The organism is Acidiphilium sp. PM (genome assembly GCF_000219295.1).
Classification (GTDB): Bacteria; Pseudomonadota; Alphaproteobacteria; order Acetobacterales; family Acetobacteraceae; genus Acidiphilium; species Acidiphilium multivorum.
This window is the reverse complement of record NZ_AFPR01000492.1, coordinates 1-10,978: the sequence shown is the minus strand read 5'-3', so window position 1 is coordinate 10,978 and position 10,978 is coordinate 1. Positions and strand designations below refer to the sequence as shown.

At 69.4% G+C, this 10,978-nt stretch carries 11 protein-coding genes; 3 read left to right on the top strand and 8 right to left on the bottom strand.

What is annotated here, in order from left to right:
* The 5 genes from APM_RS15535 to APM_RS15515 all read right to left on the bottom strand — a co-directional run.
* Positions 1–722: ATP-binding cassette domain-containing protein (locus APM_RS15535; protein WP_138919230.1), on the bottom strand; the 722-nt coding region annotated here is incomplete at its 3' end.
* Positions 644–1,732: an ABC transporter substrate-binding protein gene (locus APM_RS15530; protein WP_007424332.1), complete on the bottom strand. Its 1,089-nt coding sequence runs from the start codon at positions 1,730–1,732 to the stop codon at positions 644–646. The genes APM_RS15535 and APM_RS15530, both read right to left, overlap by 79 nt.
* 186 nt (positions 1,733–1,918) lie before the next feature.
* On the bottom strand, positions 1,919–2,857 hold the full coding sequence (locus tag APM_RS15525; protein WP_007424331.1) for a 3-hydroxyacyl-CoA dehydrogenase: 939 nt from the start codon (positions 2,855–2,857) through the stop codon (positions 1,919–1,921).
* Between the two features lie 45 nt (positions 2,858–2,902).
* Positions 2,903–3,847: a 3-keto-5-aminohexanoate cleavage protein gene (locus APM_RS15520; protein WP_007424330.1), complete on the bottom strand. Its 945-nt coding sequence runs from the start codon at positions 3,845–3,847 to the stop codon at positions 2,903–2,905.
* A gap of 114 nt (positions 3,848–3,961) precedes the next feature.
* Positions 3,962–4,864, bottom strand: coding sequence for a LysR family transcriptional regulator (locus tag APM_RS15515; RefSeq protein ID WP_138919229.1), 903 nt, complete (start codon positions 4,862–4,864; stop codon positions 3,962–3,964).
* Positions 4,865–4,959: 95 nt separating this feature from the next.
* Between APM_RS15515 and APM_RS15510 the strand changes: the two genes are divergently transcribed.
* Together APM_RS15510 and APM_RS15505 are read left to right on the top strand one after the other, a co-directional pair.
* A complete protein-coding gene (locus APM_RS15510) occupies positions 4,960–5,838 on the top strand; it encodes an aldo/keto reductase family oxidoreductase (protein ID WP_007424328.1) in 879 nt (292 codons plus the stop codon).
* Positions 5,839–6,004: 166 nt separating this feature from the next.
* The gene (locus APM_RS15505; RefSeq protein WP_007424327.1) at positions 6,005–6,859 is read left to right on the top strand and encodes a DUF2189 domain-containing protein; all 855 of its coding nucleotides are present in this window, start codon (positions 6,005–6,007) and stop codon (positions 6,857–6,859) included.
* Positions 6,860–6,929: 70 nt separating this feature from the next.
* Here APM_RS15505 and APM_RS15500 read toward each other — a convergent pair whose 3' ends face one another.
* On the bottom strand, positions 6,930–7,817 hold the full coding sequence (locus APM_RS15500; RefSeq protein ID WP_007424326.1) for a LysR family transcriptional regulator ArgP: 888 nt from the start codon (positions 7,815–7,817) through the stop codon (positions 6,930–6,932).
* Between the two features lie 74 nt (positions 7,818–7,891).
* Here APM_RS15500 and APM_RS15495 point away from each other — a divergent pair, with 74 nt between their 5' ends.
* Positions 7,892–8,524, top strand: coding sequence for a LysE/ArgO family amino acid transporter (locus APM_RS15495; protein ID WP_007424325.1), 633 nt, complete (start codon positions 7,892–7,894; stop codon positions 8,522–8,524).
* Between the two features lie 122 nt (positions 8,525–8,646).
* Here the strand turns inward: APM_RS15495 and APM_RS15490 are convergent, their stop codons facing one another.
* Positions 8,647–9,822 carry a fumarylacetoacetate hydrolase family protein gene (locus APM_RS15490; RefSeq protein ID WP_007424324.1) on the bottom strand — a complete coding sequence of 392 codons (1,176 nt, stop codon included), beginning with the start codon at positions 9,820–9,822 and terminating at the stop codon, positions 8,647–8,649.
* 107 nt (positions 9,823–9,929) lie between these two features.
* Positions 9,930–10,978, bottom strand: a 1,049-nt coding sequence (locus APM_RS15485) for an amidase (protein WP_007424323.1), incomplete at its 5' end; no start/stop codon positions are given.

Genomic DNA, 10,978 nt, shown 5'->3' with positions numbered 1-10,978 from the left:
TCGGCATAGGCCAGGATCTCGGCGAGGCGATGGGAGATGAAGACGCAGGCGATGCCGCGGGCGCGGGCGGCGCGCGTGAAGTCGAGGAGCTGGGTTGCGGCATGGCCGGCGAGCGAGGCCGTCGCCTCGTCGAGGATGACGAGGCGGACCTTCTCCTCGGTCTCGCTGAAGGCGCGGGCGATTTCCACCATCTGCCGCTCGCCGATCGACAGCGAACTGACCTGGCGGTCCGGGTCGATTCCGTGGCCGGGAAAGATCGCGTCGAGCGAGGCGCGGATCAGGTGCCGGGCGCGCCCGCGCCAGCCGGCGCCGCGCAGGCTCCGATGCATGATCCCGACATTCTCGAAGACGGTGAGGTTGGGGCAGAGCGAGAGTTCCTGGAACACGCAACGTATGCCGAGCGCATGCGCGGCACGGACGCCATAGGCGGGGATGGGCGCGCCGGCCACCGCGATCGCGCCGGAGGATGGCGGCAGGGTGCCGGCGATGATCTGCATCAGCGTGGATTTTCCCGCGCCGTTATGGCCGACGATGCCGAGCATCCGCCCGGCATCGATGTCCAGATCCACCCCTTGCAGGGCCCGCACGCTGCCGAAGTCGCGGGCGATCGCCGCGAGCCGGATCAGGGGGGCGGCGGCTGCGGTCAGTGCAGCGTCTCCGGGCCGGGCGAGGCCGGCGGCGCCGTGTGGTGGAGATTCGCCGCGATCAGGCGTTCCGTCCATGTCTGGCTGTAGAGCGGTGTCGCGACAGCGCCCTGCGGCAGCACCTTGAGCCAGCTCTGCAGCTGGTTGGCGTGGATCTGCAGCAGCGGGACGTTCACCACTTTCGGCACCTTCGCGCCAGCGAGGATCTGCTGGGCAACCCAGAAGGCGATGGACGACACGCCGGGCGCCGAGGAGAGCGAGATCGTGTGGTATCCGCCCGGCTTCTTGTCCAGCTTCGCCCAGAGCGAAAGCTCGACCTGGCGGTTGCCGAAAATGATCAGCGGCGTTCCCCGCCCGGCGGCCATGAAGGCTTCGTAGGTGCCATAGCCATCGCCGCCCTGGGTAACGACGGCCTCGATATGCGGCAACGAGGGCAGCACGCCGGCGACGGCCTTCTGCGCGATGCTCTGCGTCCAGTCGCCGTGGACGGAGCCGACGATCTTCATCTTCGGATATTTCCTGAACGTCTCGACGATCCCCTTGTGGATATCGGTATCGACAGAGGTTCCGGCGATGCCGCGGACTTCCAGCACATTACCCTTGCCGTGCAGGGATTTCGCGACGAAGCGGGCTTCGATCTGCCCCATGTGAACGTAGTTGTAGGCGACCTTGTAGGCGCAGGGGGCGGTGACGAGACTGTCGAACGCGACGACGACGATGCCGGCGTGGCAGGCCTTGGCGATGACGCCGTTCAGCGCCGTGGGCGAGGCGGCGTCGATCACGATGGCCTTCCAGCCCTCGAGGATCAGATCCTCGATCTGGGATTCCTGCTGGGAGGCGGAATTGTCGGCGTTGACGATCTTGGTTTTCGCGACGATGCCGCCGGAGATGGCCTGGTGGCTGGCTTCCTTCCACATCTTGAGCATCTGCTGGCGCCAGCTGTTGCCGGCGTAGGAATTGCTGAGGGCGATGCCGTCATGGGCGGTTGATTTCGCCATGGCGCGAGGGATGGCGAGGCCGGTGACGAGGGTAGCGGTCGAAGCCAGAGCCAGGGCGAAGCCGAGAGGGTTTCCAGTCCGCCGGGTCATGATCGTTTCCTTTCCCCATCGGCGCCACCCTCATTGCTGCGGGCGATCATCGGCCAGGGCGAACGCCGGATTTCTGTTTCTTGTCGGATCTCGACCTTAACACCACGAACCGGGTGACCAAAGCGATGTTTGCATCCCGGTCGTGGACCGGCGGTACAATTATTCCGGATCGGGCCGATCGGGAAATCAGCCGGCCGCCGGATCTTGCGAACTGCGCTTGTGAGCCATGAGGGCCATCAGCCGGCGGTCGCGCCAGGCCGAACGCTCGGCAAGCTGGTCGGCCGGGAGCGCGACCCGCCGCTGGCGCTCGACCTCGGCGATCAGCGCGTCGTCCCAGCCGAGATCGACGCCGCGCGAGCCCGCGATGGTTTCGTACATCGTCCGGAAGCGCCGCGCGTAGTCGGCGACGCCGCCGGGCGCGTTCAGGTCGATCGTCTCGAACGGACCCATGAAGCTCCAGCGCAGGCCGAGCCCGGCGGAGACGGTGCGATCGACGTCCTCGACCGACATGATCCCGTCCGCCACGAGCTTCCAGGCCTCGGCGAGGAGAAGCCCCTGCAGGCGGTTGAGCGCGAAGCCCTCGATTTCCCGCGTCAGTTCGACGGGTTCCTGGCCCACGCTTTCCATCAGCGCGCGCACCCGCTGCACCGTTGCCGCCGCCGTCCACGGCGCGGGAACAAGTTCGACGACCGGAATGAGATAGGGCGGGTTGACAGGGTGGGCGATCAGGCATCGCTCGCGGCAGCCGACATGATCGGTGAAGGCGGACGCCGGAATGCCGGACGATGAGCTGCCGATCAGCGTTTCGGGGCCCACCACCGCGTCCAGCGCCGCGAAGATCTGGCGTTTCTGCTCGACCGTTTCGAAGACGCTCTCCTGGATGTAGGCGGCATCGACGACGGCATCGGCGAGCGACGCCGCCACGCGGACGCGCTGGCCGGCCGCCGCAGCATCCTCGATCAGGCCGACCTCTTCGAGGGTTTTCAGCCGGTCGCCGATCAGGCCGATGGCGCGGTCCGCGCCGCCCTCGACCGCATCGTACACGGCAACGTCATGTCCCGCGCGGGCGAACACGATGGCCCAGGCCGAGCCGACGAGGCCGGCACCCACAACCGCAATCTTCATTCCACTCTCCAATTCAGCCGATTATGTCGCAGCCAGACCCGTCGCTCAGAACGCGACCCGGTCGGCGCCCTTGAGGGACAGGATCTGCCGCGCTTCGTCCGGCGTCGCGATCTCGAGGCCGAGTCCCTCGAGGATCTGCCGGACCTTGCGCACCTGCTGGGCGTTGGATTCCGCGAGCTGGCCGGGGCCGATCCAGAGCGAGTCCTCCAGCCCGACGCGGACATTGGCGCCCATCGCCGCGGCCTGCGCGGCGATGGGCATCTGGTTGCGTCCCGCCCCCAGGACCGACCAGCGATACTGGTCGCCGAACAGCCGGTCGGCCGTCCGCTTCATGTGCATCACGTCCTCAGGATGCGGGCCGATCCCGCCGAGAATGCCGAACACCGTCTGGATGAACAGCGGCGGCTTCACCAGGCCGCGCCCGAGGAAATGCGCGAGATTGTAGAGATGCGCCGTATCGTAGCACTCGAATTCGAAGCGCGTGCCGGCCTCGCCGAGCGTGCGGAGCACGAATTCGATATCGCGGAACGTATTGCGGAAAACCAGGTCGCGCGAAGTCTCGAGCGCCTCCCGCTCCCACGGATGCTTGAAGTCCTTGAACCGGTCGAGCATCGGGAACAGGCCGAAATTCATCGACCCCATGTTCAGCGAGGCAACCTCCGGCCGGAACGTCGCGGCCGGCTGCACCCGTTCCTCGACCGTCATGTAGGGCGCGCCGCCCGTGGTCAGGTTGATGACGGCGTTGGTCCGCTGCTTCACCCGCGGCAGGAAGCGCCCGAATGCCTCAGGCGACTGGTCGGGCCTGCCGGTTTCCGGATCACGCGCATGCAGATGCAGGATTGCCGCCCCCGCCTCCGCGGCAGCGACCGCCGAATCGGCGATCTCCTCCGGCGTCACCGGCAGATGCGGCGACATGCTCGGCGTGTGTATGGCGCCGGTGATGGCGCACGTGATGATGACCTTCCGCCCCGTTGCGCCCGATAGGCTCATGACCGACCTCCCTGTCCACCGTGTCTTACCAAGCAATCCCGTCAGCCGGCAAACCTCGCCGGACGCGCGACCGTTGGTGCGCCCGCTTCGACCAGACGAAGGCGGCGGTCGGGCCTATCCACCGGCCTGCCGCAGGAAATCGACAAACGCCTTGAGCGGCGCCGGCAACAGGCGCCGGCCTGAATAATAGAGAAACGGGCCGGAAAACGCCTGCCACCACGGTTCCAGGACCGGCTCGAGCATGAAGCTGTCGAGATGCGGCCGCAGCCAGTCCTCGAAGAGATAGATGATTCCGGCACCGGCAAGGGCAGCCGAAATCGCAAGATCGGCGGCGGTTCCGGAACTGACCAGCAAGGGGCCGGCCGGATCGATCTTCACGATCTCGCCGTCGCGCTCGAACTCCCAGGGTGGCATCGCGCCGCTGCGGAACCGGCCCCGTATGCAGGCATGGGCGAGCAGGTCGCGCGGGTGCGCCGGCCGGCCCCGCCGGTCGAGATAGGCGGGGGCGGCGGCCGTCGCGAAACGCTGGACGCGCGGGCCGATCGGCACGGCGATCATGTCCTGTTCCAGCCGCTCGTCATAGCGGATCCCGGCGTCGCACCCCGCCGCGACAAAGTCGACGAAATCATCCTCGGCAACGATCTCCACCCGGATCTCCGGGAACGTGGCGAGAAAGGGCGTAAGAATGGAAGGCAGGACCAGCCGGGCCGCGCTGACGGGGACATTGAGCCTCAGTGTTCCGGCGGGTCGGGCACGGAAGACGTTCACCACATCGAGCGCGTCCTCCACCTCCCGCAATGCCGGGCCGAGCCGTTCGATGAGCTGCGCCCCCGCCTCGGTCGGCACGACGCTTCGTGTGGTCCGGTGCAGCAGCCGCACGCCGAGCGCGGCCTCGAGCCGGCGCACCGATTCGCTCAGGGCCGACGCGCTGGCGCCGCTGACGCGCGCGCCTTCGCGGAAGCCGCCGGCACGCGCCACGGTCATGAAGGCGTTCAAGGCGTCGAGATCAGGTCCGATTGTTCATGTTCCCGCACAAGCCGTATGGATTGTAGCGGATTATCATGCGGATGGTCAGTCGCCAGCTGTGATCCATCCACAGCATGGAGAAGATCATGTCCAGCATAGACCCGTCCGGCACCTTCACCCTCGGCGACCGGCCCGTCAGGCGCCTCGGCTACGGCGCGATGCAGCTCGCGGGGCCGGGCGTTTTCGGCCCGCCCCGGGACCCCGAGGCTGCCCGCACGGTATTGCGCGAAGCCGTGGCCGCCGGGGTCAATCACATCGACACCGCCGATTTCTACGGCCCGCACGTCACCAACCAGCTGATCCGCGAGGCGCTGCATCCCTACGCTGACGACCTCGTCATCGTCACCAAGGTTGCCGCGCGCCGCGGCGATGACGGCTCCTGGCTGCCGGCACTTGCGCCCGCGGAACTGACCCGGGCCGTTCACGACAATCTCCGCAATCTCGGCCTCGAACGGCTGGAGGTCGTCAATTTCCGCAGCATGCACGCCATGCACGGCCCGGCCGAGGGCTCGATCGAAGAACCGGTCTCCGTCCTCGCCGAACTGCAGCGGCAGGGGCTGATCCGCCATGTCGGGCTGAGCAACGTGACGCCCGGACAGATCGCGGAAGCCCGCCGGATCACCGACATCGTCTGCGTCCAGAACCACTACAACCTGGCGCATCGCGACGACGACGCCCTGATCGACGCGCTGGCGCAAGAGCGGATCGCCTATGTGCCGTATTTCCCGCTCGGCGGCTTCACGCCCCTGCAGTCATCGAAACTCTCCTCGGTGGCCGGACGCCTCGGCGTGCCGCCGATGCAGGTGGCGCTGGCCTGGCTGCTCCGGCGGTCTTCGAACATCCTGCTGATCCCGGGCACGGCATCGGCGGATCACCTGCGGCAGAACCTGGCCGCCGCGGGCCTCGAGCTGTCGGCGGCCGACTGCGACGAACTGAACGACATCCAGGGCGCCGGACCGGCATGACCTGATCGCCCCGCGTCCCCCTCGCCCGCGGCGGGCCGGCGAAAGCCAACCGCCGCCGCTCGCCTCTGCCATGCGACCGGAGCATGACGGTTGCGGCGCGCCCGTCGGTTGTTCCGCGGGGCGCGAAGCACCACCCAATCTTTCGAGGTCCGGGGGGAGTGTCGCCATGCATATCCGCAATCCGATCGAATGGGCGCTGTCGGCGCCGGGGCACGCCGTGGAGGAAATCGGCGCCGCCGATGGCGAGACCTACTGGGCCGAGGCGAAGACGCTTCCGGTGAACATCCGCCGGATCGGCATCGAGGATCTGGCCGTGGCGCTGCGCCGCGGGTTCGAGGATTTCGAAGCCGACCGAACCGATATCGTCGTCCTCGCCCTCGTCTTCCCGATTGCCGGTCTCTTCCTCAGCGCCGTCGTCGCGAACGGACATCTCCTGCCGCTCGTCGTGCCCCTGGTGGCCGGCTTTGCCCTGATCGGGCCGCTGGCGTCGGTCTGGCTGATGGAATTGAGCCGCCTGCGCGAGTTCGGCCGCACGCCGAGGGTGATCGAGGCCGCCGGCATCCTGCGTTCGCCGCAGATCGGCGCGATCCTGGCGATGGGCGGCCTGCAGATCCTCCTCCTGCTCCTGTGGCTCGGGGCGGCGGAATTCATCTACATCCGGACCCTCGGGGCGGCCGAACCGCGGTCCGTCGCGGCTTTCGTGGCGGCTGCGCTGACCACGCCCGCCGGCTGGGCGATGATGGCCGCCGGGCTTTGCACCGGCTTCGTGTTTGCGGTCGCGGCGCTGGCCATCGGCGTCACGTCCTTCCCTCTGCTGCTCGACCGACCCGCCGACATGCCCGCGGCGCTCGGGATATCGATCCGGGCGCTGCGGCGGAATCCGGCAATTCTCGGCCTGTGGGGACTGATCGTCCTGGTCGGCCTCGCACTGGGCGCCGTTCCCGGATTGCTCGGCATCGCGATCGTCCTGCCCATCCTCGGGCATTCCACCTGGCATCTCTACCGGCGCATCATCGACTGAGCGGCGGCGGCCAGGAACGTGCGTAGCGCCGGCGTCACCGGGCCAGACCGGCGGCCCGCCGGGACGAACATCAATCGTCGAGCCATTCGGCGGCGGTGGCGCAAACCGCGCGGGTCAGTGTCTCCAGCGCCCTCGCGTGCAGACGGGCCACGGTCCAGTACAGCTTCACGTCGATCCGCAGGCCGGGCGGCAATTCGGTCAGACGCCCGGCGGCGAGATGCGGCTCGGCCAGCGGCGCCGGGTGCAACCCCCAGGCCAGCCCGGCGATGCAGAGATCCAGAAAGGCATGCGTCGAGGGAATCCAGTGCGTCGGCGCGGCAAGCTCGACGCCGTGCGCCTCCGACGCCCAACGCGCCTGCCACGCGTCCCGCCGGTCGAACCGCATATGCGGTGCCCGCATGAGCGTGTCCCGGTTCACGCCCCCGGCAAAATGCCGCGCCATGAAATCCGGGCTGGCGCAGGAGACATAGGGCAGCGCACCGAGCAGGATCGTCCGGCAGCCCTGCACGGGTTCGGGATCGGCCGTCACCGCGGCCAGCACCTCGCCCGAGCGCAGCCGGTCGGCCGTATGGGCCTCGTCATCCAGCGCGAGGTCGAGCAGGATCCCCGCGCCGCGCCCGAACGCGGCGGCCGCCTGAGGAAACCAGGTTGCCAGGCTGTCCGCATTCACGGCCACTTTCAGCGTGAGCGGCGAGACCGCCCCCGTCAGGGCGAGGGCCGGCGCCAGATCGTCCTCGAGAAGCCTGACCCGATCGAGATGCGCGCAAAGGGCACGGCCCATATCGGTGGGAACACAGGGTTGCCCGCGGACGATCAGAACCGAGCCGAGCCGTTCCTCAAGGCCGCGCACGCGCTGGGAAACCGCCGAAGCGGTGATTCCCAGCGCGTGCGCCGCGCGTTCGAAGCTGCCCTCGCGGATCACCGCGCCAACGGCGGCCAGGGCGGAATAATCAAGCATCTCTGAAGTATCGCTTAATCGACCTTAGAAAAACAAGCTGTCCTAATGCGCGGGCCAGCCTCATAGATCCACGCATGACAAATCTTCTCCCCCCATTCCTCACCGGGTTCGCGTCCTCCGCGGCACTCATCGTCGCGATCGGCGCCCAGAATCTCTTCGTGCTGCGGCAGGGGCTGCGGCACGAGCATGTCGGCCCGATCGTGCTGTTCTGCGGCGTCGCGGATGCCGTCCTGATCGTGGCCGGCGTGAGCGGCGTGGGCGCCTTTCTGGGCGCCGCGCCCCAGTTCACGGCATTGCTCGCCCTCGGCGGCGCGGCGTTCCTCGCCTCGTACGGCCTGATCGCATTGCGCCGGATGCTGGTTCCCGCCGCGGTCACGATGGCCGAAAACGGCAGCCTCACCCTACGCCGCGCCCTCGCCGCCACGGCGGGGTTCACGTTCCTGAACCCGCATGTCTACCTGGATACGGTGCTGCTGCTCGGCACGATCGGATCGGCGCAGCCCGCCCCCCTGCGTCCGATTTTCGTCCTTGGCGCCGTCTGCGCCAGTTTCTCCTGGTTCACGGCGCTGGGCTACGGCGCGCGCATCCTGAAGCCCGTCTTCGCAAGGCCCGCCGCATGGCGCGTGCTGGATGCCCTGGTCGGCATCACGATGCTGGCGCTTGCCGCATCGCTGATCGTCCGCGTGGTTCTGGGGTCGGCGCCCTGATGTCGTCCCCCTGACCGCGAGATACCGAGGGCCGCCGATCCAGCGCCGCGCGACGCGCCGCCGCCGGTCGGAGACGCGCCAACCACCTCAGCGCGGGCGCAGGCGAATCGGGCCTCAGCCGATCAGAGCAGGCCGCGCGCGGCGAGGCTGCGCATCAGGTCGAGCGTGCCGAAGCTCCAGGGCGCGCAATCCGGGCAGGGCCGCACGCGGTTGCGCAGCCGCCCCAGCCGGGCGGAGGCGATGGTGACGAGATCGCCGTCCTTGTGGGTGAAGCCCTCGCCCGGCCGGTCGCGGTCCTGGATCGGCGCGAACATCGTCCCCAGCATCAGCACGAACCCGTCCGGATACTGGTGGTGCGCCCCGGCGGCGGCCTCGACCAGATCCGCCGGATCGCGGCTGATCTCGGTCATCGAGCTCATCCCCTCGAGGCGGAACCCGTCCGCCCCCTCGACCGTGAGGTCGAGCCGCGCGCGGCGGACATCGTCGAGCGTGAAGCCCGCGTCGAACAGCCGCACGAAGGGGCCGAGGCCGCAGCTCGCGTTGTTGTCCTTCGCCTTGCCGAGCAGCAGCGCCGAGCGGCCCTCGAAATCGCGCAGGTTGACGTCGTTGCCGAGCGTCGCTCCCACGATCCGCCCGGCCGGCGAGACCGCGACGACGATCTCCGGCTCGGGATTGTTCCAGCTCGAACCGGGATGGATGCCGACATGCGCGCCGAAGCCCACCGCGCTCATCGGCTGGCCCTTGGTGAAGATCTCGGCATCCGGGCCGATGCCGACCTCGAGATATTGCGACCACAGGCCGCGCTCGATCAGCGCCGCCTTCACCGCCATCGCCTGTTCCGAGCCGGGGCGCAGGGCACGCAGGTCGGCGCCGATCAGCCGGTCGAGATCGGCGCGGATCTGCGTCGCCTTCTCCGGCGCGCCGCGCGCCTGTTCCTCGATCACCCGCTCCAGCAGGCTGACCACGAAGGTGACGCCCGAAGCCTTGACCGCCTGCAGGTCGACCGGCGCGAGCAGCCAGGGGCGCGACGGATCGCGCGTCGCCTCGTCGCTGTTGGCGAGAATCTCGTCCACGCGCCCGATCGTCTGCCCCGCCGCCGCGCGGGCGTGCCCGGCCGGGTCGTCGAGGGCGAACAGCGCGGAGGACGTCGGCACCGCGCGGCTGGTGATGTCGATCAGCTCGGCGCCGCGCAGCGCCACCACCACCGGCCCCACGCCGGGCAGCCAGGCGCGGCCGACCAGGGCCGCGCGGTCGGCATCCTCGGGCAACGCGTCGTCCACACGGATCGGGTCTGTCATCTGCGGTCTCCCCCTGTCATTGGCCGGTCAGGCTCCACCGAGCATAGAGCGCCACGGCGGTGGCGCAACGCGACGGCGGGAATGGGCGCCCTGCGCGGCGCGCCCGGTCAGGCCGGGCCGAGCGCCTCGATCGCGGCGGCGATGGCGAAGATCCGCCGGTCCGTCTCCGCCACGCCGCAGACCATCAGCCCCACCGGGGCCGCGCCGGGCGCATTGAGCGGCAGCGAGATCGCGCAGCCATCGATCATGTTGATCAGCGTCGGGTTGCGCAGCACCCGCAGATTGGCCGCGGTGAAGGCCGCGTCGTCGTCGAGATCGGCGATGCGCGGCGGCAGGATGGCGACGGTCGGCATCAGCAGCGCGTCATGCGGGGCGAGCCGCGCCCGCGCCCGCGCCACCAGATCGGCGCGGCCGGCCAGCAGGTCGATGTAATCCGCCGCCGAAAGTTCCGCCCCCCGGCGCAGCCGCACCAGCACGCGCGGATCATACGCCTCGGCACCGCGCGCCAGCAGCGCGCGATGCCAGGCATGGCTCTCGGCCGCGGTCAGCCCGCCGCGCGCGTTCAGCTTCGCGACCTCGGCGAATTCCGGCATGGCGATGGTCTCGATCCGCGCCCCCGCCGCGGACAGGCGGCGCAGCGCCGCGTCGAACCCGGCGGCGACCTCGTCGTCCAGCGCATCGAGCGCGACGTCGCGCGGCACCGCGAGCCGCAGCCCGGCCAGTTCCGCCGGCGCCGGCGGGGCTTCCGGCGTGCCGGCCATGATCGAATCGAGCAGCGCGCAGCAGCCCACCGAGCGCGCCAGCGGCCCGACCGAGTCGAGCGAGGACGAAAGCGGCACCACGCCCTCGCGCGGAATCCGCCGCGCCGTCGGCTTGAAGCCGACGAGATCGTTGAACACCGCCGGAATCCGGCACGAGCCGCCGGTGTCGGTGCCGATGCCGGCATGCGCCATCCCCGCCGCCACCGCGACCGCCGAGCCCGAGGACGAGCCGCCCGGAATCCGCCGCTCCTCGCGCCGCCAGCGCGCCGGCGGCGTGCCGTAATGCGGGTTGGTGCCGATGCCGGAATAGGCGAACTCGGTCATGTTGGTGCGGCCGATCGGCACGAAGCCCATCCGCCGCAGCCGGGCGATCGCGGGCGCGTCCTGCGCCGCCG